Origin of the sequence: Piscinibacter sp. (assembly GCF_047600445.1) — a bacterium.
Classification (GTDB): domain Bacteria; phylum Pseudomonadota; class Gammaproteobacteria; order Burkholderiales; family Burkholderiaceae_C; genus Piscinibacter.
The window spans coordinates 876,327-902,768 of record NZ_JASGKT010000002.1; the positions used below are offsets into that span (position 1 = coordinate 876,327).

Below are 26,442 nucleotides of genomic sequence, written 5' to 3' on the forward strand. Positions count from 1 at the left end.
GCGCCAGCACCAACTACTGCCAGGGCGCCCAGGGCTGGGCGATTGCCACGATGTTGCATGTGCGGCCTAACGCCTGAATTAAGCCGCCTTGCGAAGCAAGGTCGGCTTGAATGAATTGTTAGGCGGCGCCCCACAGCGCAATGCCGCCGATGGTGAACAGTACCAGCCAAGACAGATGCTTGCCACGAGTAATGAAGAGTGGAAGAAGGCCTGAAAGTATGAAGGTGACGCCAATGATGCGTAGCGTACCGGAAGTGGTGAGGTCGACCCGCCCGGCGTGCAACAGGAGTGCCCCAAAGCCGAACCATGCGACGGTGGTGATATGCCAAGCGAAACGCAATGTGCGGGTAGTGAACTCTGTATTGCCAAATAGCTTGGGCAGGTTGTCCCGCCGGAAGAGGCGGACAAGAATGTACCGCTCCCCAAGAACAGAGTGCGCAATACCGAGGGCGACTGCTAGGAATGCTGCAAGATAGAGGAGTTCTTTCATAGCCGCCTAACGTTGAAGATCAGCGTCGCCCGCAGGGTGACGTTGGATCGCCCGGTTAGGCGTCATTGTGGGTCGAAGCCGGGCTGTCGGGGCTGCCGGGGGTGGACCCCCGGCTTGGAGTTCGGCCGGACCGCGCACGGCGAAGATGAGGGCATAGCCCGAAACCCGCAGGGTCTGGAACCCTTGGGTTCCAGATCGAGCCCTGCGCGGAGCGCGCGCAGCGCGCGGTCCGGCCGCCTCGAACTCGGTGCTACTTCCCGGGCCGCGCGCAGCGCGGCCTAGATTTATCTACAGGACACTTAACGTACGGAACACAACGGACGGCGGTTTTTCCCTGGGAGGACAACCACCGGTGAGCGGCCCGCCGCAGGACGGGCAGCCCCCCGACACCCTGCCCTGGATTTCACGTGATGGGAAGCCATCGGTGAACTGCCCGCCGCAGGACGGGCAGTCCCCCACCACCATCACCCGTAAAAGTTGGTGAACACCAACAAAACCACCATCCCCTTCAAACCCCCTAAAGAAGAAAACCCCAAAAAAATAAAACATAACGGCCCGGAAGGGCCAACACCCGAAAACCGAACGGGCGCCCCTTGGGGACACCGGCGGCGGGGGTGCGGAGGGAAACGGGTCGCAGCTCGGGGCCCCGTGTCAAGGGTTGTTGTGGTCGGCGAAGCCGGGCGAGGGTGACCGGAGGCTGGGCGGGGCGGGCCCGACTGCGGAGGGCCCATCCCGGCCGGCCGCAGGGAGGTCGAGCCCGCAGTTCGACATGGGCTCAATCGCCCTTGATACGGGGGCTGCGGCCCGTAGGCTCGCCCTAGCCCCGCAGCGTATTGGGGCGCCCCCAAAGCCCAACAAGTCAGTGGACACCAACAAAGTCGGGCATGCCAGACGCCTAACGTTTGAGCTGAGGGGCGGGCGCCGGTAAGACGGCTTGGCCGCGAGGCGGATGATAGACAGTGAACGCCTCGCGGCCAAGCTGGCTTGCCGGTGGCCGTCCCCTCGAGCGACCAGTTAGGCAGCGGGTTTTCTGGTGACGGACAGCCAGGCTACCAGGCAGCGGTGTTGAGCAGCCTTGGTTGACGCTGCAACCTTGCGAGAAGCCCCGGGGCGACTTGACTTGGCTGAGAGCACCACCAAAGCCACTTGATTGACGAAGGGCAAGCTGCCGTTGCCAAGGACGCAGGGCTGGGGAGGCGAGCTTGGCCGAGGCGCTGGCCTTATGGCACCAACGGTGCCCAAGTTGCCAAAGCGCAAGACGATGAACCCTAGCGGTGAGTTCGTTGAAACGCGAACCGCAACCGCTGCACACCCGATTTGCTGCTGCCGGCGCCCAGTGCAGCGACCGAGCTTTGGTATTCAGCAAAGCGACGAGTACCAACCGAACTGACCTGCTGCCTAACGTTTGAGCTGAGGGGCGGACGCCGGTGAGGCGGCTTGGCCCGCGAGGCGGATGATAAACAGCGAGCGCCTCGCGGGCCAAGTGCCATGCCGGTGCACGTCGGCTCCAGCGAAGGGTTAGGCAGCGGGTTTTGCTCGTGGCAGACAGCCGCGGCGCGAGACAGGAGCATTGAGCAGCCTGAACCGAGACCATAGACCTGCGAAGAGCCGCAGCCTGGTTTTGCTTGGGCGAGAGCACCACCAAAGCGGATTGGTTTGGCGATGAACACGACACCACAGCTACCGGGGCTGCTGCAAGACCAAGGCCGCAACCGTGGCTGAGGCCCTGACCGCGCAAAGCTCACAGTGGCTGAGCTGCCGAAGCGCAAGGCGATGAACCTGAGAGGTGGCTTGTTGATGCGCGAACCGCTACTGCTGCCCGACTTACTGCTCTGCTCCAACACCCCGCACAGTGATGGCGTTTTGGTATTCAGCAGCGCAGCGAGCACCAAACCGACTCTGCCTGCTGCCTAACGTTTGAGCTGAGGGGCGGCCAAGCCGGCTTGCCGGTGGCCGTCCCCTCGAGCGACCAGTTAGGCGGCGCTGGGCCTAGACAACAGGCTGCTGACCTCTGCTCTCATGCCAGAAGGCAAGAACACGAAGCTGTTCGTCGGAGGAGAGGTAGTAGACGAAGTACTTAATTCGGCTGAGGTAGAGGCGGCGCACGCCAGGCGTTCGAGCTCCCTCGTACCGGGCTCCGATTCCTGGTTGCTCAGCCAGCAAGGCAATGGCTTCTCGGAAGTCCGTGGCGACAGCGCCAGGTGCCGCAGTTCGGTTCTCCTGCCACCACGTGGCTGCTTGGCGCACTGAGCAGCCGCTCGGGCGGAAACGAGAACCTTGCGAGCCATTCGCAGGGCTAGTTCGGGAGGGAAGCCAGCAGTTCTTCGAGCGAGACAGCCTCGCCACGGTCGATCTCCGCCATAGCGGCGAGCAACTCGTCTTCCTGCTGAGGCGTCAGGCGAAAACCTTCATCCGCGCCGCGGGTCACAACTGTGACGACGGCGCCTTCCGGGAGTGGAACACCTTCCAGGACGATTTTGCCGTTGACGACGGTACCGGTGGCGACTTGCATGTGGCGAATGGTACTCCTTGCTGCAATGAAGGCGGATGCCGCGCCGCCTAACGTTCGAGCTAACCGGCCTGCGGAGGCAGACGCCGGCTGGCCGCGGAAGGACGATAACAAACATGGCCTGGAGCGGCCAGGCGGTGGCTGCCGTAGCGGATCCGGTTGAGCGAGGGGTTAGGCCTCACGCGCGACCCAACTACCAAAACTGCATTTGACGAAGTGGCAGGCTTACTGGCGTAGGGAAGCCGGCTACTCGATCTTGCCAGTAGCGGCCACTGAGGACAGGAGGAAAGACGGTCTTGTCCTTGATCTCTTCTGGTGTGAGCCAAGCTGCTTCAACGATGAACTCGGCCACCGTCTCCGGATGGCTGACATCAAGTGAGCCACCAAGTAGCGAAGCAGTGAACCAAAACTTGACGTGCCGGCACTCAGGGTTGACCAGTTCTTCGATGTAGATCAGCTTGGACACATGAATGTCCAGTCCTGATTCTTCCTTTGCTTCGCGCGCGGCAGCAGCTTCTAAGCTCTCATCGTCTTTGACGCCGCCTCCAGGCGCCACCCAGAAGTCGTACTTGCCAATCCTGCGGTGCCGAACAAGGAGTACGCGGCCTTCGTTCTCGACGATTGCGCCGGCGGAGATGCGATGGAGCATGTTGTTGTGAGGCCTAACGTTCGAGCTAACCGGCCTGCGGAGGCAGACGGCGCTTGGCCGCGCAAGGACAATTTAACACTGTGGCCTGGAGCGGCCAAGCGACGGCTGCCGTAGCGGGTCCGGTTGAGCGAGGGGTTAGGCCGCATTCGCGCGCTGTGCTTCGCGGCGAGTAATGTAGTGCCACTGAAGAGTGATGAGGTATGAAAGGAGTAGCCAGAGCAGTGCGAAGAACGCATGGCTCTCCCGCTGCAACTGTTGATACTGGACCTTTGTAATCTCGAACTCAGGTTGCTTGTTTAGTGAGAGCCAGTATCTTCCTTTGCTTTCGCTCCAGTTCTTGCTATGTACGGCTGTTCCATCCGGCAAGGTTCCAAAATCGAATTGAACATTCTTGGTCGAGTATGCGGCGATTGCCGCTGCGATGATGCCAAGAATGATCAAAGTTCTGGGTATCGGAAGGAAGGCGTGCCAAACCTCTGACCATGTAGACTTGAGCTTCCTTATTCGCAGGCTTCCCAAAATTCCGAGCATGATGACCGCGATATGAATCCAGAAGAGCAGCGGGAAGAACTCAGTTGCTGCCTCGATGGGTGCTATCAAACAGGCGAACGCGCTCGCCGTGAGAACGCATACTGAAGCGATGGTGAGAGTTCGAGATGCTATGGTCATGCGGCCTAACGTTTGAGCTGAGGGGCGGGCGCCGGTAAGCCGGCTTGGCCGCGAGGCGGATGATAGACAGTGAACGCCTCGCGGCCAAGCTGGCTTGCCGGTGGCCGTCCCCTCGAGCGACCAGTTAGGCAGCGGGTTTTCTGGTGACGGACAGCCAGGCTACCAGGCAGCGGTGTTGAGCAGCCTTGGTTGACGCTGCAACCTTGCGAGAAGCCCCGGGGCGACTTGACTTGGCTGAGAGCACCACCAAAGCCACTTGATTGACGAAGGGCAAGCTGCCGTTGCCAAGGACGCAGGGCTGGGGAGGCGAGCTTGGCCGAGGCGCTGGCCTTATGGCACCAACGGTGCCCAAGTTGCCAAAGCGCAAGACGATGAACCCTAGCGGTGAGTTCGTTGAAACGCGAACCGCAACCGCTGCACACCCGATTTGCTGCTGCCGGCGCCCAGTGCAGCGACCGAGCTTTGGTATTCAGCAAAGCGACGAGTACCAACCGAACTGACCTGCTGCCTAACGTTTGAGCTGAGGGGCGGACGCCGGTGAGGCGGCTTGGCCCGCGAGGCGGATGATAAACAGCGAGCGCCTCGCGGGCCAAGTGCCATGCCGGTGCACGTCGGCTCCAGCGAAGGGTTAGGGCTCACTGGTTGGGTGGCTCAGTGGTTGGGTGGCTCAGTGGTTGCCGTAGCGCAAACGCGAGGGACGTACCCGGCGCCTGAGGCGACCAAGGCACAGCACAACGAGTTGCCCCAGGCGGCTACTAAGCCGTACCGCCGCTTGAGGACGACTCAGACGTATGCGCTGAACCGAGGGGTTTGTCCTGCTCGACCGGAGCGAATGGCCCCTGAGTTTGTTGCTTGAGGTAGCGCTCGCCAGCGGGAGAGTTGAATGCCTTGGAGAGCTTGGCAAACGCCAGCACCAGGACGACCACCGCGCAAGCTATTGCGGCCCACTGCATGGAATGGCTCATTGGCACTCTCCTTGGCTCTAGGACGGATGATGCACGAAAGTGGGCCGGCTTGGGCCACTGCTTGCCTGACCTTCTGCCCGATGAACAGCCAAGCTCGGCGAGCTGCGCTGGCGCTGCTGCTGTGAGCCCTAACGTTTGAGCTGAGGGGCGGACGCCGGTGAGGCGGCTTGGCCGTGAGGCGGATGATAGACAGCGAGCGCCTCGCGGCCAAGCTGGCTTGCCGGTGGCCGTCCCCTCCAGCGAAGGGTTAGGCCTCGCTTGCTTACGAGCGCCCGCGCCAGTAGCCGGGCCTACGGCTCTGGTGGGCTATGGCGATGATGCGCAGCGCGGCCAGCGACTCGTGATAGACGATGCTGTATGGGAAGCGCCGCATCGGAAGTCTGCGCAATGGGCCGCGCCACCGCGCGCCAAGCTTTGGATGCTCGCGGAGCAACTCGACCGCGTGGTGAAACTCGGCAATGAAGGCCTCGCCCAGCACTGCATTGGCCTCCTTGGCGTAGAAGGAGGCACCATCGACAAGCTCTGCTTCCGCCAGGGGATGGATTGAGAAGATCATCGGATCGCGTTGCGAGCGCGAGCGATGGCGGCTTCAATCGGAATGGCAGCAACGGTCCCGGCCTCGAGTTCGGCGAGGCGGCGTTGAGCTTCCGTGGCCCACTCTTCCTCGATCGACGTGTCGGCAGACAGGCTGGCGAGCAACCGATCGGCAAGCTGCGCGCGTTCCTCAGGTGCGAGGCGCAGTGCCTGTACTTCCAGGTCGGTAACGGTGCTGGGCATGCGACTACTCCTCGGAACCAGAACTGCGCGAATCATACGCGCCCGCGTTGCCTGCGAGGCCTAACGTTCGAGCTAACCGGCCTGCGGAGGCAGACGGCGCTTGGCCGCGCAAGGACAATTTAACACTGTGGCCTGGAGCGGCCAAGCGACGGCTGCCGTAGCGGGTCCGGTTGAGCGAGGGGTTAGGCCGCATTCGCGCGCTGTGCTTCGCGGCGAGTAATGTAGTGCCACTGAAGAGTGATGAGGTATGAAAGGAGTAGCCAGAGCAGTGCGAAGAACGCATGGCTCTCCCGCTGCAACTGTTGATACTGGACCTTTGTAATCTCGAACTCAGGTTGCTTGTTTAGTGAGAGCCAGTATCTTCCTTTGCTTTCGCTCCAGTTCTTGCTATGTACGGCTGTTCCATCCGGCAAGGTTCCAAAATCGAATTGAACATTCTTGGTCGAGTATGCGGCGATTGCCGCTGCGATGATGCCAAGAATGATCAAAGTTCTGGGTATCGGAAGGAAGGCGTGCCAAACCTCTGACCATGTAGACTTGAGCTTCCTTATTCGCAGGCTTCCCAAAATTCCGAGCATGATGACCGCGATATGAATCCAGAAGAGCAGCGGGAAGAACTCAGTTGCTGCCTCGATGGGTGCTATCAAACAGGCGAACGCGCTCGCCGTGAGAACGCATACTGAAGCGATGGTGAGAGTTCGAGATGCTATGGTCATGCGGCCTAACGTTTGAGCTGAGGGGCGGACGCCGGCGAGACGGCTTGGCCGCGAGGCGGATGATAGACAGCGAGCGCCTCGCGGCCAAGCTGGCTTGCCGGTGGCCGTCCCCTCCAGCGAAGGGTTAGGCGTCGTTGCATGAGTGAGACGGTGGTCGCATGCTCAACGAATGAAGAGTTCGAGAAGACCGCTGACCCCATAAACCACGCTGAGTATGACGAACACTAGCGAGACGCCAGTGCAAACCAGATTGGCTTTCGTGCGAAGCGAGGGATGCTGCCGCAGGGCGGGTAATAGCGCTCTGAGCGAGAGGAACGAGAACACCGTGCCAACGATGAGCAGAACGAAGAATGCTCCTAGTAGTAATGCGCCTTCCGCGTGAATGTTCCACACGTGCCCATTGATCTCGGCCAGCCATGCACCGAGCAGTAGCGTTGCTGGTAGCGCTGGTGGCCACAGGAGTTGCAGCTTCGGGAACTCGGCTGGGTCAGGCGGGATGGTTCGGAATTCCATGTCCACTCGCAAGATGGTTCAGCAGCGTGATGCAAGCGCTCTGCGGCAGCTTGCGACGCCTAACGTGCGACATGAGCGGCAGCCGACAGCAGGCCGCGCGGAGGCAACAATGCGCAGCTGCTGTAGCGCGGCCTGCTGTTGGCTGTCCGCTCGATGAAGAGGTTAGGCGACACTTCGCTTGGCGGAGGCGAGTGCGGCCGCCGCGGCTAGGAAGACACCGCCGGTAGCGCGGTTGAAGGCGACGGCGCGTCCTGGCTGCTGCAACCATTGCTTTGCGCGACTGCCTAGCGCCGCATAGGTGATCAACCAGAACAGTTCGAAGGCAACAAACGTGGAGCAAAGAATCAGAAACTGTGGAAATTGCGGACGAGCAGGATCGATGAACTGAGGGAACAGTGCGGTGAAGAAAACCAAGGCCTTCGGGTTGCTTGCCCCGACAAGGAACCCACGTACGAAGCTACGGGGTTGAGCAGACTCCGTTTGTTCTGTGAGTAGGACATTGCGGCTAGACGAAAGCAATGAGGTGATACCAAGGTAGGCTAGATACGCGGCACCGGCCCACTTTAGGACGGAGAACAGCACCTCCGATGTAGACAACACTGCGCCTAGGCCGACCGCAGACAGCACCATGAGGCAAACGATGGCACTCGTACTGCCCAGGGCAGCGAATATGGCCTGGCGAAACCCGCGATTGACCGATGTAGATACCGCCATAAGAACAGACGGGCCCGGAGTGACTGTGAGTACGAGAACGGCGGCGACGAAGACGAGCCAAGTGTTGAGTTGCATTGGGTGTAGTTGTGTGGTGCCTAACGTTTGAGCTGAGGGGCGGACGCCGGTGAGACGGCTTGGCCGCGAGGCGGATGATAGACAGCGAGCGCCTCGCGGCCAAGCTGGCTTGCCGGTGGCCGTCCTCTCCAGCGAAGGGTTAGGCCTCAGCCGGTGTGCGGACGGCTTGCTTGCGATAGCAATACCAGAAGGCCAGGCTGAGCCCGACCCAAGGTGCCAGCAGGTTAGGCAAGCCCCACCAGGAGCCCGAAACGGCGACCCACAGGCTGTGCAAGAGGGAGCCGCTTGAGCCAGAGTAAGGAAAGAACAGGACGTGTAGGGCGACCCAGGCGAGGACCATGCCGACGAACGCGCCAGCAAAAGCAGAGCGAGGCGAACCGCCTTGCAAGCGAGCCAAAGCAGCGACCGCTACCGCACTGACTGCGGCGATAGGCAGCGCGTAGCTCGTAAACGAAAGCAGGGCCACCGCAAGGGCGCCACGCTCACGCCCGAAGAACGCGAAGTACTCGGGAGGTACATGGATAGCTGCCAAGTAGCCACCGAGGTATACGACCACGACGAAGTACAGCAGAAAGCCTGCCGCTACAAAACCGAGGAAACGCAGCGCGCGCACGTGACTTCTGAGGCCTAACGTTTGAGCTGAGGGGCGGACACCGGTGAGCCGGCTTGGCCGCGAGGCGGATGATAGACAGTGAGCGCCTCGCGGCCAAGCTGGCTTGCCGGTGGCCGTCCCCTCCAGCGAAGGGTTAGGCCGAACTGGCTGAACTGCGCCTTGCTGCTCGCGAGCACAATTACTACGCCCAACGGACCAAAGGATTGAACAACTGGCTCCTTGGCTACATGCACTTGTTCATGTAGAAGCACGTAAAGGCCAAGCCAAGATACATGCCTAGTACGAGTCCCATTGGCAATGCAGCTCCGAGGGTTACCAGCTTCACGGGTGATAGCCGGGGCCGTGGCAGAACGAACCACCAAGCCAAGGCAATTGAGATGAGTGGCAGCCAGAAGACCATAGCTGAGCGCGACGCTAGAAGCGAGTACCAGAAGCCGCTGCCGGATTCAAACCAGGCTCTAAAAGCGACATACCAAAGTACGGGGAGCAGGACGGCAAGGACAGCGAACAGTGCAAACCTGACACCTGCTCGCTCCGAGCGAGAAGTGGCGCTATCTGTGGTGGGCATGATCGTCGTGCGGCCTAACGTTTGAGCTGAGGGGCGGACGCCGGTGAGACGGCTTGGCCGCGAGGCGGATGATAGACAGCCAGAGCCTCGCGGCCAAGCTGGCTTGCCGGTGGCCGTCCCCTCCAGCGAAGGGTTAGCCGTCACTGGGCGAACAGCGGATGCCTTGCGCGTAGCTCCGAGACGCTGGCGATGAACTCCACTGCTTTTGCGTTCTCGCGGGTGACCTTGAAGCCAAGGCGAGTATGGAAGGCCATAGACAGGTGGTTGGTCTTGTAGACATTACTGCGCAGAGACGCTATGCCTCGGCGCGACGCGATGTGTAGAAGCTGACCGAACAGAGAACGCAACACTGCTGCACTGCGGTGCTCGGGATGTGTGCTGAAGCCTGTGACGAACCACTGGCCTGCCTCTTGTGGCTGAAGCATGGCGTAGGCGACAAGAGCGCCTTGGCGGCGCACGACTGCCACCTCAGAGAAGGGGAGCAGGTTCTCGATCGACTGGCGAAGACGTACTGGGTCAAGCGTGTCGCCCGCGCGTTCCGTGTGTTCACGCAGCGTCAGGAGATCGAGTTCGAGGATTTCGTCGACTTGGGGCACTTGCTGACGGCTAACGTTCGAGCTAACCGGCCTGCGGAGGCAGGCGGCGCTTGGCCGCGGAAGGCATGATGCCACGGGCGCCTGGAGCGGCCAAGCGACGACTGCCGTAGCGGGTCCGGTTGAGCGAGGGGTTAGGCGTCACTGGGCGATGTGCGAGCATGTGTTTGACTTTGCCTCCCAGCGGCCACCGGAATCAAGACACTTGTCTTGCTCGATGAACTGCGATGCTTTTGAGTACAGCAGTGCAGCGAGAAGTACCGCCACTGCGGCTGATAGCGTGCGCAGCGGGGGCAGCCAGGACTTGTGTTCTTCGAACGCCCTGCGAACCAGTGGCAAAGATTGTGTTGACTTGCCGTCCTTCGCTCCAATCCAGTAGCGACTGTTGTCGCCATACGGTTCCTCAATTGCGAACTTGTCCGGTCCGATGGTGAAGATGCAGAACTCGTCTGTGTCACGGAACAGCCTGCTTCGTTTCATGATACTCGCGCCAGGAATGGCTTCGACTATCTTGCAGGCCCGCGATCTTGTGAGCAGCAGGTTATTCACCTCAAATGCGTTGGTCTTGCCTTCAGCGCTGGGAAGATCGCGTACGCGCATTCTGTGACGCCTAACGTTTGAGCTGAGGGGCGGACGCCGGTGAGGCGGCTTGGCCGCGAGGCGGATGATAGACAGCCAGAGCCTCGCGGCCAAGCTGGCTTGCCGGTGGCCGTCCCCTCGAGCGACCAGTTAGGCAGCGGGTTTTCTGGTGACGGACAGCCAGGCTACCAGGCAGCGGTGTTGAGCAGCCTTGGCTGACGCTGCAACCTTGCGAGAAGCCCCGGGGCGACTTGACTTGGCTGAGAGCACCACCAAAGCCACTTGATTGACGAAGGGCAAGCTGCCGTTGCCAAGGACGCAGGGCTGGGGAGGCGAGCTTGGCCGAGGCGCTGGCCTTATGGCACCAACGGTGCCCAAGTTGCCAAAGCGCAAGACGATGAACCCTAGCGGTGAGTTCGTTGAAACGCGAACCGCAACCGCTGCACACCCGATTTGCTGCTGCCGGCGCCCAGTGCAGCGACCGAGCTTTGGTATTCAGCAAAGCGACGAGTACCAACCGAATCGGCCTGCTGCCTAACGTTTGAGCTGAGGGGCGGACGCCGGTGAGACGGCTTGGCCGCGAGGCGGATGATAGACAGCGAGCGCCTCGTGGCCAAGCCGGCTTGCCGGTGGCCGTCCACTCCAGCGAAGGGTTAGGCAACGCCGCGCGCTACGCCACTGCAATGCGAAACCTAAGCCCGGGCTTGCTGCCAAACTGCGGCGGCTTGGTGAACCGCTCCACGAGGACGCCACCATTGGCCAGAATGACCCGCTGGGATGCGAGGTTCTCTGGATCGGTGGTGAGTTCCACGAACGGCAACCCCACCGACTTGGCCTCTGGCAGCAACTGCGCCAGCGCCACCGTGGCATAGCCAAGCCGTTGCTTCCAAGGAACCACGGCATAGCCGATGTGCCCGAGGCAGTGAGGCGGCAGATCGGTAGTGCCCTCTTGCCAGCGAAAGCTGATGCTCCCGCAGAACTCGCCGTCCCACAGCCAGCGCCGAAAGCCCGGAATGCGATTGACCACCGAACCGTCTGGGAGCGTGACCGGCGGACCCTTGGCCTGGCGGTCCTCCATGCTGGAGAGAAACGCCTGAGCGTCAGCTCGAACGCGGGCAAGTTCTTCCTGCGCTGCTTCGGGGCGCAGGTTGTCCGCAGACCAACCGCGCTCCAGCGCTGCGACATAGCTCGGCAAATGGAGTTCAGACGGTCGAACAAGCTGCATGGGTGGGGTTTGCGTTGCCTAACGTTTGAGCTGAGGCGCGAGCGCCGGTGTGGCGCTTGGCCCGCTGGACGGATGATGGACCAGACCGGGAGGCGGGCCAAGTGCCACGCCGGTGCGAGTCGGCTCCAGCGAAGGGTTAGGCCTCATTTCGCCGGTGCGCAAGAAAGGACCAATGCAGAAGTTGCTGATGCGGGGGCCGTGGCACTGGAGTTCAGTTCACAGCGATAGGTGGCCTCTTTCACTTTGACGAAATCGCTGGCGCCAACGACCGTGAGAGAGCCCGTCAGGGCTACCCAGACCGCAGCGCTGACTTGCTGCCCGTGCTTAAACAGTTCCCAACTGTCGGGAGCGCCGCCTTCTCGATAGATGAAGAAGTACTCGTAGAAGAACCACATTGGGCCGCCTATGCCCCACGTGGCCGCGAGGCCAAGGACCACGGTTTGCGACCAAGCGGCCGGGCGGTTCACTACTACTATGACAAGCGCAGCAATAGTCACAAACGTCAGTAGCACGCCGAGCTTCCCAGCCAAGGCGACCTTCGACGCTGACTTGTCGTCGACGTAGATGCTGGCCTTTGGATTGAATTCCTTTCCGTCGGGCATGCTCGTTCTCCATGAGGCCTAACGCCTGAGTTAAGCCGCGCCGCGAAGCGGCGTCGGCTTGAACGAATTGTTAGGTGCCAACCGGACGATGTTCCGTGCCAGCACCGGGGGTGAGGAACAACATGGTAACAGGCGCATCGGCCCTCGCTGTGTGCCAGACATTCTTTGGTACAACGACATAAGAGCCGGGGCTGCTTAGTTGGATGGTCTGCTCTTGACCAGATTCTTCGAGTATGAGCGTGGCAACACCAGAGAGCAGCATGACTAATTCCTCTCCGGCGGGATGCCTCTCCCACATGGCCCACGGCTCCGAGAAGGTGAAGGCTGACATGAGCCTGCCTTGCTCTAGTTCAGGATGATTTCCAGCCGCGACCTCTTCCCAGAACGATTCTGATAGGGGAATTGGATTGACTCGCCCAATGCCCTGGAAGTGCAGGTATGTGCTGAGAATATCTTTGACGAGACTCACCTTTGCCTCCATTGGCACCTAACGTTTGAGCTGAGCCGCGTGCGCCGGTATGGCGCTTGGCCCGCCGGATGGATGATGTACCACTCCAAGAGGCGGGCCAAGTGCCATGCCGGTGCACGTCGGCTCCAGCGAAGGGTTAGGCCACACTCGTTGCACAGCAGAGTGCCGCCCGGTGCGGCTTACGGAGGACAAGTGAAATAGCTCGCCGAACAATGCGTAGGTGTACGGCCGACTGTCCGGCCAGCGCTAGAGTTGAACGACAGCGACAGTGCACAAGAACACGGTAGCCAGTATGAGCGCAACGTCCGCTGACAGCGGATTGACTTGGTCCTCGGGGTTCTGCTCGATCTCTTTGAGGACTCGCGCACCGAACCAAGCACTTTCGCGCCCATGCGAACGCCGATGAAGCACGACGGCTAGCGTGGCTGTGAGGAACAGAAGTGCGAGATTGGCGACCAGCTCGTTTTCAGCGAACTGCGCCAAGGCTGTATGCCATGCACCTGCAAGCAAGACCACAAGCGGTGCGAGGTATGCGAGCAGGCGCTGAATCCGACGAGTTGTTCTGACGTTCACGGCGGGGCGGCTGTGTGGCCTAACGTAAAGCTGAGCCGCGCGCGGAGGCAGACAACCCTGGCCGCGCGGAGCATGATAGACAACGAGCGTAGCGCGGCCAGGGTTGGCTGCCGTAGCGCGTCGGCTCGAGCGTTGGGTTAGGCCGCAACTCGGCGAAAGTATTCAAAGTTCTTGCTGCCACTGCGCAGAAAGAAGTATGGCTCGTCAAAGTACAGCGTTATATCCTCACGCCGCTCAACATGTAGTAGCTGGATAGTGATTACGTTCTCGCTCTCGCTTCGAACTTTATACGGCGCCTCCCAGGAGCCGCCATCGTATTCGGCGAGAGCGGACTTCTGGGTAAATGTATACGTGAAGCTGCCGAACCATGCCTCGATTCGCTCTCTTGCCTCTGGTGTAGCGGTCGGCAGATGACTCCAGTGCTTCATGGTCTTCTCTCGATCGGACCGCCATGTTCCGATGAGCCGCCTCCTTGCTTGTAGGGGCAGCGGCGCGGCAAGCGAAGACGCACGCGCGGTCGCGAAAAGCAGTGCGGCGGAGAGAAGAGCGCGGCGATACATTCTTTGCGGCCTAACGTTTGAGCTGAGCCGAGAGCGCCGGTGTGGCGCTTGGCCCGCTGGACGGATGATGGGCCACTCCGGGAAGCGGGCCAAGTGCCATGCCGGTGCGAGTCGGCTCCAGCGAAGGGTTAGGCGTCACTGTGGAAGAAGCAGCAGAGCATCGCGGAGCATTTGACGGGTGCTTGTGACTTGGATAGACCAAAGTGTCTTGGGGATCACGACACAGAGCCGCAAGCAAGCCTTACCCCGAACTTCATTGTTCTCTCCTGAGTTCAAGAGTCGGTCACCAAAGGCTGCTTCAATCTCGGAGATCTCATTTGGCACAAAAGGTTGTTCTGCGTCGGTGGAGGCCGCAGCCTGCGAGTAGTAGTCGGTTGCGTCGTCCAGCGACCGCAAGAGCAGCTCACGAGACTCTACGGGCAACTCATGTACCCAACTGAACAAACCTGCGGCGACCTCATTCTCGACTTCAGGCGTAAGCCCGCAGGACTCGACGGTGTGCATGGCCGCTGCGGCCGTAAGCAGGAGAAGTTCTGACTCGTAGTGCGCGCGAGAGAGCTCAGCCTCCTGAAGCCAACTTGGATTGATCCCCCCGGACAGCTTCTGAGCCAGGTTTGCAACAGCCAAGCCGATTGCGTGGCCGGCTTGGCGTGGCGTTGATTTGAAATGGATCGACATGACGAGAGAAGCGCGTGACGCCTAACGTAGAGCTGAGCTGCGTGCTGCGGCAGACGGCCCTGGCCGCGCGAAGCATGATAGACAACAGGCGTAGCGCGGCCAGGGACGGCTGCCGTAGCACGTCAGCTCGAGCGCCGGGTTAGGCCTCAATACCGTTAGTTTAAGGCACCAAATGCTCGATTTCCCTGACCTTCCGGATGTGTGCCGCCTATGATCGCCTGCGATTTCGGATGCCAGGGTAAACCCGCAAAATCTCCTTAAGCTAACGGTATTGGGTTAGGCCTCAGCGCTCCCACGGCGGATGGCGTTCCGGTGAGTCGTGTTGGTTGCCCCAGATGAGCATGAATACTGGTCTGAGGCGAAGGCTTAGTGTCTGCACTTCTGTGTTGTGGAAGCGGATCTCCACTTTCTGATCCACTTCACCCTCTTCTTCTTCGCTCATGACAACGATTTCCCTCACGTCTTCAAGTCCAAGCAGAAAGAAGCGAGACGGCGTTTTGGTGAAAACTCTGACGTTAACCTCTTCCGCAACTGGCAGAACCGATAGTGTGACTCGTTCATGCTCGGTGTCGCACTCGACCTCGTAGTTGAGAGCGCCCAACTCAGGGTGCGTCGCCTCAACGCGAGGTTGGCAGCCAAAGTATTCAGCAAGAGCGTCGATGGACGGGAGTGTTTGCATTTCTGAGGCCTAACGTTTGAGCTGAGCCGCAAGCGCCAGCGTGGTGCTTGGCCCGCTGGACGGATGATGAACCACTCCGGGAGGCGGGCCAAGTGCCATGCCGGTGCTTGTCGGCTCCAGCGAAGGGTTAGGCCGCATTCTCGATGGGAGCCACAGACTTGACCATGACGACCTCATCTGACTCCGCGCCGAACTCAGCCGCTTGCTCACTGGCAGCGGGCTTAAAGCCAAGGTTGAGCAACAACCCGAGCGACCTGTGGTTGACAGCCTTGAGCACTGCTGCGAACAGGCGAACACCATAGCTGGATTGGAGTTCACCGAGCATGGCCGAAACAGCGCAACTGCCGATGCCTTGCCGCCAGTAGCGACTCGCCAACTCGTAGGCAACCAATGCGGCACCAGAGGGAAGCACGGTTGCTTGAACATAGCCCGCCAACTCTCCGCCAGGTAGCCGCAAGACCCAGTTGAGCCAGACTTGGCTTCCATCCGCTGAAGCACGGCGCTCAAGCCTTGTGTACCGCTCGGCAAGCCATGATTCCGAGCAAGGTGGCTCGTTCTCGAACTCGTAGATAGCAGGGTCAGAGAGAACGCTGAACATCTCTTGCGCATGAGCCACGACCAAGGGTTCAAGGGTGCAGTGAGACGCTTCGACGGTTCTCATGCGGCCTAACGTTTGAGCTGAGGGGCGGACGCCGGCAAGCCGGCTTGGCCGCGAGGCGGATGATAGACAGCGAGCGCCTCGCGGCCAAGCTGGCTTGCCGGTGGCCGTCCCCTCGAGCGAAGGGTTAGGCAGCGGGTTTGCTCGTGGCAGACAGCCGTGGTGTGAGGCAACTGCATTGAGCAGCCTGAGCCGAGACCACAGACCTGCGAAGAGCCGCAGCCTGGTTTTGCTTGGGCGAGAGCACCACCAAAGCGGACGGGTTTGGCGATGAACACGGCGCAACCGCTGCTGATGCCGCCAAGCCAGGAAAGCGACTGTGGCAGAGGCGCCGAGCGCCACCAACGCCTACGCTGCCCAACTGCCGCAGCACAAGACGACGAACCTGAGCTGTGACCCTCTTGATGCGCGGACCACAGCCGCTGACCGACTTGATTGCTCCGTTCTCCAACGCTGCGAGCAGTGAAGGCATTTGGAATTCAGCAGCGCAGCGAGTGCCCAACCGGCTTCGCCTGCTGCCTAACGTTTGAGCTGAGGGGCGGACGCCGGCGAGACGGCTTGGCCGCGAGGAGCATGATAGACAGCGAGCGCCTCGCGGCCAAGGCGGCTTGCCGGTGGCCGTCCCCTCCAGCGAAGGGTTAGGCCGCACTTGGTACTGCTGACAAAGTGCGGGCGCTCGCAACGATTGCCGCCAGAACTGGACCTCACTAGATGCCCGCGATGACAGCTGTTTCGCAGGCCATGAGCGCCCGGATACCTTTGACTGCCCCCAAGGGCCTGCTGTAGCGCCCTGTCACAGTGCGGCAGGGCCAACGCAGAGCATCTCAGCAGGCTCTAGTGCTACCGAGTGAGACACACAAGTTCCTTCTGCTTCGTTGGGCCACCGCTTGCACACCCAAGGCTGGCCATACTCGTCGATCTCTTCCACTTCAAAGATCTGGCCAAGCATTGAGTCCACACGCTCCCGTTCATCGGCGGGTAGTTGTTCATACCAATCGCCTGAGAAGCCCAAGACCCGAACACGCGAGCCGACTCGGACGGGTGTTCCATCGCGATCGACGGGTGTGCGGCGCTGATTCATCGTGCGGCCTAACGTTTGAGCTGAGCCGCGGGCGCCGGCGTGGCGCTTGGCCCGCGAGGCGGATGATAAGAACCAGCGCCTCGCGGGCCAAGTGCCATGCCGGTGCACGTCGGCTCCAGCGAAGGGTTAGGCGGCGCTGGTTGCATTGCTGAGTAAGGAATGCTGCTCTGCCTATAGCCTAAGGCGTGGACTTGGAGTTGCGCTCCCACGATGGCCAGAGACCGACAACTCTCCAGTTGCCCGGGCGCAGCGTTGTGACTGCGAGAGCGCCACCAACGGCGCCAAGGCTGTAGCTCAGGAAGGAGAACAGTTGACCGGAGCTCGCTGCATGCGCCGAGGGAAAGGAAGCGAAGGCCTGGAGGACGAAGCCAAAGCCGGCGATGCCGAGGCAAAGGCGAAGCCAGTTGTTGTGTTCACCGTTGATGCGAAGTTGCAGCGAGTACGCAAAGACGACTAAGGCTCCCGCCGCAAGGAAAGCTTCTCCTAGGAGCACCATGATGCCTCCGACTTGTTGTTGTGCGCTTGAACAATGCCAGAGATGGCAACTCGTCGCAACGCTGTTTGCTTGCGACGCCTAACGTTTGAGCTGAGCCGCGGGCGCCGGTGTGGCGCTTGGCCCGCCGGACGGATGATGTACCACCCCGGGGAGGCGGGCCAAGTGCCACGCCGGTGCTTGTCGGCTCCAGCGAAGGGTTAGGCCTCCGTCTTTGACCTGAGTGGAAACGCTGACGGATTGCGAATGGATTCGACCGAGAGATCGACGTCGAGCTGCGGCCAGTAGAGGTGATTCTCAGTAGGGCGCTGAACGTCCGCGAGTTGCTCGATCGTGGCTCGCTTGAACCACGGGAACTCGGAGAACGGGACGTGAAGCTCTTCGCTGCCGAGTAACAGCCAGAGGCCGTGCGGCGAGACGTTGGTAACTTCAGCCTCCAAAGTGGCGATGCCAGGCATCTTGAATCTCCTGGATGTGCGCCTCGACAACGGCCTGCGCTTGCCTTACCTGAGCCTGGGAGAGACCTATGTTGACGGCCAAGTGTACCGTGGGCGTGAGCCAGAACTTTGCCTCCCCGTCGGGATGGGCCACATGGACGTGGATCCGTGTCTCCTCACGAGAAAAGAAGAACAACCGGAACTGTCCGTCACGGACGATGGTGGGTGCCATAGGTCCACTGTAACGGAGCGCCGAGATTCGGTGTTTTTCGGAGGCCTAACGTTTGAGCTGAGGGGCGGACGCCGGGAAGACGGCTTGGCCGCGAGGCGGATGATAGACAGTGAGCGCCTCGCGGCCAAGCTGGCTTGCCGGTGGCCGTCCCCTCCAGCGAAGGGTTAGGCCTCGCTTGCTTACGAGCGCCCGCGCCAGTAGCCGGGCCTACGGCTCTGGTGGGCTATGGCGATGATGCGCAGCGCGGCCAGCGACTCGTGATAGACGATGCTGTATGGGAAGCGCCGCATCGGAAGTCTGCGCAATGGGCCGCGCCACCGCGCGCCAAGCTTTGGATGCTCGCGGAGCAACTCGACCGCGTGGTGAAACTCGGCAATGAAGGCCTCGCCCAGCACTGCATTGGCCTCCTTGGCGTAGAAGGAGGCACCATCGACAAGCTCTGCTTCCGCCAGGGGATGGATTGAGAAGATCATCGGATCGCGTTGCGAGCGCGAGCGATGGCGGCTTCAATCGGAATGGCAGCAACGGTCCCGGCCTCGAGTTCGGCGAGGCGGCGGTGAGCTTCCGTGGCCCACTCTTCCTCGATCGACGTGTCGGCAGACAGGCTGGCGAGCAACCGATCGGCAAGCTGCGCGCGTTCCTCAGGTGCGAGGCGCAGTGCCTGTACTTCCAGGTCGGTAACGGTGCTGGGCATGCGACTACTCCTCAGAACCAGAACTGCGCGAATCATACGCGCCCGCGTTGCCTGCGAGGCCTAACGTTTGAGCTGAGCCGCGGGCGCCGGTGTGGCGCTTGGCCCGCGAGGCGGATGATAAGAACCAGCGCCTCGCGGGCCAAGTGCCATGCCGGTGCACGTCGGCTCCAGCGAAGGGTTAGGCGTCACCGGTTGGCGCGCCGACTCATTGTGCGCTACTGCCAACAAACCAGAACTCTGGAGTACACGACTCGTTGCTCAACGGGGCGCACTGAAGCTTCAGCCGCCACTGCGCTCGCAAGTACGAGAACCGGCTTTCCGACGAAGATTCGAGCTGCCAGCCCCGCTCGAGCAGTAGCTTCGGACTGACGGTGACGTTTCCGCAGGTCATGTACAGATGCTTGGGCCAATACTTACACGCCGCAGCTGCTTGATTACCAAACAAGGAAGTGACCTCTTCTCGGAACGCATGCTCCAGCTTGCGCGTCGGGGACTTGCTCGACGGCATTGGGACAAGCCACCAGAGCGCCGCGAGGACAACGGCAAGGCCTCCGATGAGGTAGAGCTTGAAGGCCTCACGCTGGAGCTTGCATTTGATGTATGGCTGCATGCGCAGAGGGGTGCGAGTCGTGACGCCTAACGTTTGAGCTGAGCCGCGTGCGCCGGTGTGGTGCTTGGCCCGCGAGACGGATGATAAGAACCACCGGCTCGCGGGCCAAGTGCCATGCCGGTGCACGTCGGCTCCAGCGAAGGGTTAGGCCGCATTCGCGATGGGAGCCACAGACTTGACCATGACGCTCTCATCTGACTCTGCGCCGAACTCAGCCGCTTGCTCACTGGTGGCGGGCTGAAAGCCAAGGCTGCGCAACAACCCAAGTGACCTGTGGTTAGCAGCTTTGAGCACCGCTGCGAACAGGTGAACACCATAGCTGGATTGGAGTTCACCGAGCATGGCCGAAACAGCGCAACGGCCGATGCCTTGCCGCCAGTAGCGACTGGCCAGCTCGTAGGCAACCAAAGCGGCACCAGAGGGGAGCACGGTTGCTTGAACGTAGCCCACCAACTCTCCGCCAGGTAGGCGCAAGACCCAGTTGAGCCAGACTTGGCTTCCATCTGCTGAAGCACGGCGCTCAAGCCTTGCGTACCGCTCGGCGAGCCATGACTCCGAGCGAGGTGGCTCATTCTCGAACTCGTAGATGGCAGGGTCAGAGAGAACGTGGAACATCACCTGCGCATGGGCCACGACCAAGGGTTCAAGGGTGCAGCGGGACGCTTCGACGATTCTCATGCGGCCTAACGTTTGAGCTGAGCCGCGAGCGCCGGTGTGGCGCTTGGCCCGCGAGGCGGATGATAAGAACCAGCGCCTCGCGGGCCAAGTGCCGCGCCGGTGCGAGTCGGCTCCAGCGAAGGGTTAGGCGTCTTTGCCACCCAGTACAAGATTTTCATGCTTCTCACCGCCAAGCTCGAAGTAGGTGATGCCCAGCTTTCTGTACCCGTGCTTGGCATAGAAGGCAATGGCTCGAGAGTTCTTGGAGTTCGTAGCGAGCCACATTGACGTATTTGCGCGCTGCTTCGCGCACTGCTCGGCGTGCTTGAGAAGTGCGCCTCCAACCCCTTTGCCCAGAAACGGCGACTGAACGTAGAGGGTTGCAAGCTCGATCTTCTCGGTTGTGGGAACCGGGCACAGTGTTCCAACTACCAGCTTTGCATAGCCGAGAAGGTAATCGTTGTTCTCAGCAACGAAAATGGCCGACGAGTCTTCCGTGAGCACGGTTTCAAACTTCTTCGCCGACAGTTCCGACAGCACATAACGTGAGACCACAGACGAGACGCCTTCAGTGGCGTACGTGTGAAGCCAAACCTGTATCGCGAGGGCAGACAGATTCTCGGCATCTTGGAGGTTCGCTTGTCGGATGAGCATCTCAAGACGCCTAACGTTTGAGCTGAGGGGCGGCCACCGGCAAGCCGGCTTGGCCGCGAGGCGGATGATAGACAGTGAGCGCCTCGCGGCCAAGCTGGCTTGCCGGTGGCCGTCCCCTCGAGTGACCAGTTAGGCAGCGGGTTTTCTGGTGACGGACAGCCAGGCTACCAGGCAGCGGTGTTGAGCAGCCTTGGCTGGCGCTGCAACCTTGCGAGAAGCCCCGTGGCGACTTGACTTGGTTGAGAGCGCCACCAAAGCCACTTGATTGACGAAGGGCAAACTGCCGTTGCCAAGGACGCAGGGCTGGGGAGGCGAGCTTGGCCGAGGCGCTGGCCTTATGGCACCAACGGTGCCCAAGTTGCCAAAGCGCAAGACGACGAGCCCGAGCGGCGAGTTCGTTGAAACGCGAACCGCAACCGCTGCACACCCGATTTGCCGCTGCCGGCGCCCAGTGCAGCGACCGAGCTTTGGTATTCAGCAAAGCGACGAGTACCAACCGAACTGACCTGCTGCCTAACGTTTGAGCTGAGCCGCGGGCGCCGGTATGGTGCTTGGCCCGCGAGACGGATGATAAGAACCGCCGGCTCGCGGGCCAAGTGCCATGCCGGTGCACGTCGGCTCCAGCGAAGGGTTAGGCCTCACCGTGTACCCCGCTCTGTTGTTTTGTTCGGAACAGCAAAGGCGCTTCTTGGAGGTACGTGCGCTCACTGCCAAAGGTGTGGGCTCCGGAACAAGTACTGATGTAGAGCGAAGATGTAGGGTGCACTGAGCAACAGAGCGGCCGCGGCAATGGCAAGAGGCAGGACGGAAAGGCTCAGCCCCGCCGTTACCAAGCAGATGACCGTTGCGACTACCGCGCCAAGCACACTCAGCCAGAACACACCCAACCAAAGCCAGCGCGGGTTGTAGCGACGTTGGCGGACGTAGCCGAACAGGGGCCAGAGGCCGATGAGTGCAAATGTGGTGCCAAAGAGTGAGGGAGACCCTTTGGGGCTAAACGCCTCCGCGAGGCTGTACATGCTGTTCGTGATGAACAGCAGCACGGAGAGTACGAAGTACCCCAGCCAGAACCTTGGGTATTGACGCGCGTAGTTCATGCAGGCGGATGCAGTGTGAGGCCTAACGTTTGAGCTGAGGGGCGCGCGCAGGCATGGCGCTTGGCCCGCGCGGTGCATGATATGAACAAGCGCCGCGCGGGCCAAGTGCCATGCCTGCGCGCGTCCACTCGAGCGAAGGGTTAGGCCTCACCCGCTGCCCAGCGAAGCGACTGAACCGCCGGCAGGGCCAATCGCTGCCTGGCAAGGGTGACTTGTTCCTCAACGGCGGTGATTGCGTCGGTACGGGCCGCCTCCATGATGTGTCTGGACAGACTCTGAAGTTCCAAGCACCACTCATAGTCGGCTTTCAACCTTAGCAATGACTGAGAGTACTTGGCGGCGCGGTCAATCTGACTACACGCCAACGCAGCCATCATTGCGTTGTAGTGGTCCCAATGGCTCTGAGACCCGACGACCTGCTCTTCAAGGTAAGCCAGTGCCGAGTGAACATCGCGGAACTGCTGTTCGTTCTTGAGCGCTCCTTCGGCGGCCATACGCGCCAGACCCTCCGCCGCGGGCCCGAAACTCGCCTCGTCCAGAAACTCAGCATAGCGTCCCAGTCGTTCGCAGACATGGAATGCGAAGTGGTCCTGTGGGTGCCAAAGCCACATGCAGGCGACATTCAGATAGGAGCCCTTCGACCAAGAACTCGGCTGAAACTCCACGATCGCAAGCCACCAACCGTGGTCACGGTACCAAGTTCGCGAGCGCCCCTTCTGTCTGAAGCCCAGCGGGCCCAAGTGCGCTTTCGCTGCCGCGCGGATGATTGCGGCGTGAGGGCCAGGGTTTCCCATCGTGAGGCCTAACGTTCGACATGAGCGGCGACCAACAGCAGGCCGCGCGGAAGCAAAAATGACGATGTGCTGTAGCGCGGCCTGCTGTTGGGCGTCCGCTCGATGAAGGGGTTAGGCGACATGGTCTTGCTGCATGAACGCGCGCGCCTCGTTCCACGAAGGGAAGATCCTGAAGCGAGGCTCTGACCCCGAGCGGAGCGAAGCAATGCATTCAACCGTGCAGTCCTGAAACGTGAGGATCCAGTGTCCGTTGTCGGCGAGGAACGAGTCGCGATCATGCCGAGGATGCCCAGCGTTTGCGCGCTCAAGCGTGAGTAGCCTCGACGAGTTGATCACCCGATGCACAGAGTAGTGCTCAAGCCCGCGGGAGTACAGAGGATGACCGGAGAGAGCTTCGTCGTTTGGGTGGCCGCAAACGAGTTGAAGGCATATGGGAAACACGGCGACTGCGACTAGCTCCTCCGGCGTGTCGAAGGCCACTAGGACTCCCACGTGGCTGTAGAGCACCGAGGGGCTGGAGTTGCCCGTGGCCAGGCCTGGCCAATCGGGTAGCACTTCGACAATCTCAGGCGCTGCCACGTGTTGCCTAACGTTTGAGCTGAGCCGCGAGCGCCGGTGTGGCGCTTGGCCCGCCGGACGGATGATGGACCACACCGGGAGGCGGGCCAAGTGCCATGCCGGTGCACGTCGGCTCCAGCGAAGGGTTAGGCACCACCGCGCCGCTGCACAAACTCTAGGGCGTGTTTGATGTCGTATGCCACTAGGAAACCGGTGTTGTAGTGCACTGTCATTCCCGTGGCGGCTCCTTCGGCGTCCAGTACTGATTCAGGCTCGACGCGGTACTTGGACACTACGCCGGCAATGTAGGGCTCCTGAGGGTTGTTGTTCCGGAAGAAGTAGAGCGGGCCGCCTGAGAACCCTTCGTTGTTCAGTGCGTCGACGTAGAGAACCTTTGGCTCTGTGAGCGTCACCGCAGACAGCGCGCCCTTCTTGAGGAACGGGCCTGGAAGACCAGCGAAAGGTTCTCCGTAGTCGACCGACATCTTGTACGGGTAGCCAACAAAGAAGACATCTTGGCCAACAAAGACGCTTCCCATTGAGGCAGTGACTGGAAAGCCGGTAGGTGTGAGGCGTGTGGCGACCCGCAAGACCGCAATGTCAAGTTCGCCACGACCTCGGCCCACTACGGTCGCAGTACCGCTCAACCACTGCTTGTTGAAGTAGATCTGGATCGGAACCTCACGATCGTTGGGCGCGGGTAGCAGGTGCGCTGCAGTTATCAAGTATTCGGCACCATCAATGTCGAGCGTAAAGGCCGTTCCATACTGCGCGAGGCGAACGAAGAACGTGCGATAAGCGATGTTGGTGGGTAGCACGGCCTTTCCCTGTGGTGCCTAACGTTTGAGCTGAGGGGCGGACGCCGGTGAGACGGCTTGGCCGCGAGGCGGATGATAGACAGCGAGAGCCTCGCGGCCAAGGCGGCTTGCCGGTGGCCGTCCCCTCCAGCGAAGGGTTAGGCCGCACTCGCTGCTTTGTATTGCTGTGCGTGGCGAAGGAAGGCGAAGAACTCCTCTTCTGAGGTACTTCCCACTTTGGTGACAGGAATGGGAGCAGTTCGCGTGGCCAGCAGGACGGCGAACTCGGCATCAATGACGAAGACTGAGACTGCGGACCAGTGAAAGACAGCGGTCATTGAGGTTGTAGTGACCGTCAGGTTGGAAGCCGTGGCCTCAAGGGTGAGAGGCTCCTCGGCGTGTGGTGCCAAACTGGCCAAGGCCTTGGCGTCCGCAAGGCGAAGGCGGCTGATCCCGACGACGAAGAAAGCGGGAACGATAAACAGAGCTAGTACAGACCAGCGGAGCACCGAACGGATGGCTTCATCTTGGTGGTTCGGAGCTACCAAGATGACGAACAATGGAACGGTATACAGCACATAAGCCAACAGCGCCAAAGGCTTGAGCGACGTTGGCATCGCACCCGCTCGGCGAAGCCTGTCGACGACAAACGCCGAAGCTCGTGAGTAGTCTGACTGCGTGAGACGAAGACTGATTTGTGCCACTTGTGCGGCCTAACGTTTGAGCTGAGCCGCAAGCGCCGGTGTGGCGCTTGGCCCGCCGGATGGATGATGTACCACTCCAGGAGGCAGGCCAAGTGCCATGCCGGTGCTTGTCGGCTCCAGCGAAGGGTTAGGCATCGCCTTACAGCGCGGCGACGAACTCCTCATGCGAGACCTCAGCCTGGCGCAAAAGCCCAGCGAGAGTGCCGACCTTGAGTTCGGCGTGCATTGGAATGACACAGCCCTTGGAGCCACGACGCACAATGACGTGGCTTCCGGACTGGCGAGCCTTCTCGAACCCGAGCTTCTGCAAAGCCTTGAGCGCTTGGGCGCCAGACACTCGCGGAAGCTTAGGCATGCGCCGGCACAGAGAAGGTGGTGACCACCGGGTGGCCGCGAGTGGCAAGGGGGAATTCGCTCAGATAGAGCGCAGTAGCCTCTTGCAGGTTAGCCACAGCCTCTTCCACCGTTTCACCTTGGGTGGTGGTGCCAGTCTCGGGATTGAGGGCCACGTAGCCGCCTTCATCCGCGGGCGTGAGCACAGCAGTAAGTTCCATCGCGAACCTCCGACGATAGGGTCTGAGCCGGATTGTCGCTCAGACGCTGGTTTGCGATGCCTAACGTTTGAGCTGAGCCGCGGGCGCCGGCGTGGTGCTTGGCCCGCGAGACGGATGATAAGAACCACCGGCTCGCGGGCCAAGTGCCATGCCGGTGCACGTCGGCTCCAGCGAAGGGTTAGGCCGCATCTCTATTCACCCAAGACGAGCTGTGTTCAGGGTTTGGGCCGAACCAGTGCGCTTTGCCGGCCTTGACCAAGAAGCCAACAGTCGCCGCGAGGGCAAGAGCGTTGCCGAGAGGAAGTGCGAACAGAAGAACTTTGAACCAGACTTGTTCGCCTACGGATGGTTGATAGATGGCTATGACTATGAGCCCAGACAGAGCGATTGCGAACTGGCATAGCCAACTAAACGAGTACGCTGCCCAACGACATTGATAACGTGAGTAGGTCTCGCCGCTCATTGGCTGCGGACCTATCCAGGTGAAAGCCACTCGTGCCAAGACGCTCTGCGGATTCCGGCGGAGAAACCAGAGCACGGCATAGACAACAAGCCAGAAGGTGAGGATTTGCTCTGCCACTTGCGGCCTAACGTTTGAGCTGAGGGGCGGACGCCGGTGAGACGGCTTGGCCGCGAGGCGGATGATAGACAGCGAGCGCCTCGCGGCCAAGCTGGCTTGCCGGTGGCCGTCCCCTCCAGCGAAGGGTTAGCCGTCACTGAGCGAACAGCGGATGCTTTGACCGTAGCTCCGAAACGCTGGCGGTGAACTCCACTGCCTTTGCGTTCTCGCGGGTGACCTTGAAGCCAAGGCGAGCATGGAAGGCCATAGACAGGTGGTTGGTCTTGTAGACATTGGAACGCAGAGACTCAATGCCCCGGCGCGATGCGATGTGTAGAAGCTGACCGAACAGAGAGCGGAATATCGCTGCACTGCGGTGCTCGGGATGCGTGCTGAAGCCTGTGACGAACCACCGACCCGCCTCTTGTGGTTGAAGCATGGCGTAGGCAACAAGAGCGCCTTGGCGGCGCACGACTGCGACCTCGGAGACGGGGAGCAGGTTCTCGATCGAGTGGCGAAGACGCACTGGATCAAGCGCATCACCGGCTCGCTCCGTGTGTTCACGCAGCGTCAGAAGATCGAGCTCGAGGATTTCGTCGACTTGGGGCACTTGCTGACGGCTAACGTTGGAGCTAACCGGCCTGCCA

Annotated in this window: 33 protein-coding genes; all 33 read right to left on the bottom strand. The window is 60.9% G+C overall.

The genetic code is table 11. The features are described 5' to 3' along the window. Nucleotides 1–118: 118 nt before the first annotated feature. The 33 genes from QM792_RS08245 to QM792_RS08405 all read right to left on the bottom strand — a co-directional run bounded on the left by QM792_RS08245 (nt 119) and on the right by QM792_RS08405 (nt 26,405). On the bottom strand, nt 119–490 hold the full coding sequence (locus QM792_RS08245; protein WP_415149104.1) for a hypothetical protein: 372 nt from the start codon (nt 488–490) through the stop codon (nt 119–121). 2,296 nt (nt 491–2,786) lie between these two features. Further along, nucleotides 2,787–3,002: a hypothetical protein gene (locus QM792_RS08250; protein ID WP_415149091.1), complete on the bottom strand. Its 216-nt coding sequence runs from the start codon at nt 3,000–3,002 to the stop codon at nt 2,787–2,789. Between the two features lie 190 nt (nt 3,003–3,192). After that, on the bottom strand, nt 3,193–3,648 hold the full coding sequence (locus tag QM792_RS08255; RefSeq protein WP_415149105.1) for an NUDIX domain-containing protein: 456 nt from the start codon (nt 3,646–3,648) through the stop codon (nt 3,193–3,195). A gap of 135 nt (nt 3,649–3,783) precedes the next feature. Continuing rightward, on the bottom strand, nt 3,784–4,317 hold the full coding sequence (locus QM792_RS08260) for a hypothetical protein (RefSeq protein ID WP_415149107.1): 534 nt from the start codon (nt 4,315–4,317) through the stop codon (nt 3,784–3,786). 1,227 nt (nt 4,318–5,544) lie between these two features. Next, nucleotides 5,545–5,838, bottom strand: a complete 294-nt coding sequence (locus QM792_RS08265; protein ID WP_415149109.1) for a type II toxin-antitoxin system RelE/ParE family toxin — start codon at nt 5,836–5,838, stop codon at nt 5,545–5,547. Next, nucleotides 5,835–6,059 (bottom strand): addiction module protein, encoded by a 225-nt coding sequence (locus QM792_RS08270; RefSeq protein WP_415149111.1) that lies wholly within the window; start codon nt 6,057–6,059, stop codon nt 5,835–5,837. Before QM792_RS08270 ends, QM792_RS08265 begins: the two co-directional genes overlap by 4 nt. 182 nt (nt 6,060–6,241) lie before the next feature. Then, on the bottom strand, nt 6,242–6,775 hold the full coding sequence (locus QM792_RS08275; RefSeq protein ID WP_415149107.1) for a hypothetical protein: 534 nt from the start codon (nt 6,773–6,775) through the stop codon (nt 6,242–6,244). A gap of 162 nt (nt 6,776–6,937) precedes the next feature. Beyond that, on the bottom strand, nt 6,938–7,288 hold the full coding sequence (locus QM792_RS08280; RefSeq protein ID WP_415149112.1) for a hypothetical protein: 351 nt from the start codon (nt 7,286–7,288) through the stop codon (nt 6,938–6,940). A 162-nt stretch (nt 7,289–7,450) separates the two neighbouring features. Beyond that, a complete protein-coding gene (locus QM792_RS08285) occupies nt 7,451–8,077 on the bottom strand; it encodes a LysE family translocator (protein ID WP_415149114.1) in 627 nt (208 codons plus the stop codon). A 139-nt stretch (nt 8,078–8,216) separates the two neighbouring features. After that, nucleotides 8,217–8,690, bottom strand: a complete 474-nt coding sequence (locus QM792_RS08290) for a hypothetical protein (protein WP_415149115.1) — start codon at nt 8,688–8,690, stop codon at nt 8,217–8,219. A 708-nt stretch (nt 8,691–9,398) separates the two neighbouring features. After that, nucleotides 9,399–9,854, bottom strand: a complete 456-nt coding sequence (locus QM792_RS08295; RefSeq protein ID WP_415149116.1) for a GNAT family N-acetyltransferase — start codon at nt 9,852–9,854, stop codon at nt 9,399–9,401. 138 nt (nt 9,855–9,992) lie between these two features. Further along, a complete protein-coding gene (locus tag QM792_RS08300; RefSeq protein WP_415149118.1) occupies nt 9,993–10,451 on the bottom strand; it encodes a hypothetical protein in 459 nt (152 codons plus the stop codon). 649 nt (nt 10,452–11,100) lie between these two features. Then, nucleotides 11,101–11,655 carry a GNAT family N-acetyltransferase gene (locus tag QM792_RS08305; RefSeq protein ID WP_415149119.1) on the bottom strand — a complete coding sequence of 185 codons (555 nt, stop codon included), beginning with the start codon at nt 11,653–11,655 and terminating at the stop codon, nt 11,101–11,103. Between the two features lie 143 nt (nt 11,656–11,798). After that, the gene (locus QM792_RS08310) at nt 11,799–12,257 is read right to left on the bottom strand and encodes a hypothetical protein (protein ID WP_415149120.1); all 459 of its coding nucleotides are present in this window, start codon (nt 12,255–12,257) and stop codon (nt 11,799–11,801) included. Between the two features lie 70 nt (nt 12,258–12,327). Then, a complete protein-coding gene (locus QM792_RS08315; protein ID WP_415149122.1) occupies nt 12,328–12,726 on the bottom strand; it encodes a cupin domain-containing protein in 399 nt (132 codons plus the stop codon). A gap of 246 nt (nt 12,727–12,972) precedes the next feature. After that, a complete protein-coding gene (locus tag QM792_RS08320) occupies nt 12,973–13,299 on the bottom strand; it encodes a hypothetical protein (RefSeq protein WP_415149092.1) in 327 nt (108 codons plus the stop codon). Nucleotides 13,300–13,436: 137 nt separating this feature from the next. Continuing rightward, complete coding sequence (locus QM792_RS08325) at nt 13,437–13,727, bottom strand: hypothetical protein (protein WP_415149124.1); 291 nt, start codon at nt 13,725–13,727, stop codon at nt 13,437–13,439. A 267-nt stretch (nt 13,728–13,994) separates the two neighbouring features. Continuing rightward, nucleotides 13,995–14,537: a hypothetical protein gene (locus tag QM792_RS08330; RefSeq protein WP_415149125.1), complete on the bottom strand. Its 543-nt coding sequence runs from the start codon at nt 14,535–14,537 to the stop codon at nt 13,995–13,997. 283 nt (nt 14,538–14,820) lie between these two features. Next, entirely contained in the window at nt 14,821–15,216 is a 396-nt protein-coding gene (locus QM792_RS08335; protein WP_415149127.1) for a hypothetical protein, read from the bottom strand. A 127-nt stretch (nt 15,217–15,343) separates the two neighbouring features. Next, nucleotides 15,344–15,877, bottom strand: coding sequence for a GNAT family N-acetyltransferase (locus QM792_RS08340; protein ID WP_415149129.1), 534 nt, complete (start codon nt 15,875–15,877; stop codon nt 15,344–15,346). 1,771 nt (nt 15,878–17,648) lie between these two features. After that, nucleotides 17,649–17,906, bottom strand: coding sequence for a DUF2442 domain-containing protein (locus QM792_RS08345; protein ID WP_415149130.1), 258 nt, complete (start codon nt 17,904–17,906; stop codon nt 17,649–17,651). Continuing rightward, the gene (locus tag QM792_RS08350) at nt 17,878–18,117 is read right to left on the bottom strand and encodes a DUF4160 domain-containing protein (protein ID WP_415149132.1); all 240 of its coding nucleotides are present in this window, start codon (nt 18,115–18,117) and stop codon (nt 17,878–17,880) included. The genes QM792_RS08345 and QM792_RS08350 overlap by 29 nt, the downstream gene beginning before the upstream one ends. 179 nt (nt 18,118–18,296) lie before the next feature. Further along, the gene (locus tag QM792_RS08355; RefSeq protein ID WP_415149109.1) at nt 18,297–18,590 is read right to left on the bottom strand and encodes a type II toxin-antitoxin system RelE/ParE family toxin; all 294 of its coding nucleotides are present in this window, start codon (nt 18,588–18,590) and stop codon (nt 18,297–18,299) included. Continuing rightward, nucleotides 18,587–18,811: an addiction module protein gene (locus QM792_RS08360; protein WP_415149133.1), complete on the bottom strand. Its 225-nt coding sequence runs from the start codon at nt 18,809–18,811 to the stop codon at nt 18,587–18,589. The genes QM792_RS08355 and QM792_RS08360 overlap by 4 nt, the downstream gene beginning before the upstream one ends. A 754-nt stretch (nt 18,812–19,565) precedes the next feature. Then, entirely contained in the window at nt 19,566–20,099 is a 534-nt protein-coding gene (locus QM792_RS08365) for a GNAT family N-acetyltransferase (protein ID WP_415149135.1), read from the bottom strand. 123 nt (nt 20,100–20,222) lie between these two features. Further along, nucleotides 20,223–20,732, bottom strand: coding sequence for a GNAT family N-acetyltransferase (locus tag QM792_RS08370; protein ID WP_415149137.1), 510 nt, complete (start codon nt 20,730–20,732; stop codon nt 20,223–20,225). A 704-nt stretch (nt 20,733–21,436) separates the two neighbouring features. Beyond that, nucleotides 21,437–21,829: a hypothetical protein gene (locus QM792_RS08375; RefSeq protein ID WP_415149139.1), complete on the bottom strand. Its 393-nt coding sequence runs from the start codon at nt 21,827–21,829 to the stop codon at nt 21,437–21,439. 140 nt (nt 21,830–21,969) lie between these two features. Next, complete coding sequence (locus QM792_RS08380) at nt 21,970–22,623, bottom strand: DUF4304 domain-containing protein (protein ID WP_415149141.1); 654 nt, start codon at nt 22,621–22,623, stop codon at nt 21,970–21,972. A gap of 704 nt (nt 22,624–23,327) precedes the next feature. Further along, entirely contained in the window at nt 23,328–23,999 is a 672-nt protein-coding gene (locus QM792_RS08385; RefSeq protein ID WP_415149143.1) for a S1 family peptidase, read from the bottom strand. Nucleotides 24,000–24,136: 137 nt separating this feature from the next. Beyond that, complete coding sequence (locus QM792_RS08390; RefSeq protein WP_415149095.1) at nt 24,137–24,595, bottom strand: hypothetical protein; 459 nt, start codon at nt 24,593–24,595, stop codon at nt 24,137–24,139. Nucleotides 24,596–24,821: 226 nt separating this feature from the next. Next, complete coding sequence (locus QM792_RS08395; RefSeq protein ID WP_415149145.1) at nt 24,822–25,037, bottom strand: type II toxin-antitoxin system HicA family toxin; 216 nt, start codon at nt 25,035–25,037, stop codon at nt 24,822–24,824. Then, the gene (locus QM792_RS08400) at nt 25,030–25,236 is read right to left on the bottom strand and encodes a hypothetical protein (protein ID WP_415149147.1); all 207 of its coding nucleotides are present in this window, start codon (nt 25,234–25,236) and stop codon (nt 25,030–25,032) included. Before QM792_RS08400 ends, QM792_RS08395 begins: the two co-directional genes overlap by 8 nt. Before the next feature lie 713 nt (nt 25,237–25,949). Next, complete coding sequence (locus QM792_RS08405; RefSeq protein ID WP_415149149.1) at nt 25,950–26,405, bottom strand: GNAT family N-acetyltransferase; 456 nt, start codon at nt 26,403–26,405, stop codon at nt 25,950–25,952. Between the last annotated feature and the right edge of the window lie 37 nt (nt 26,406–26,442).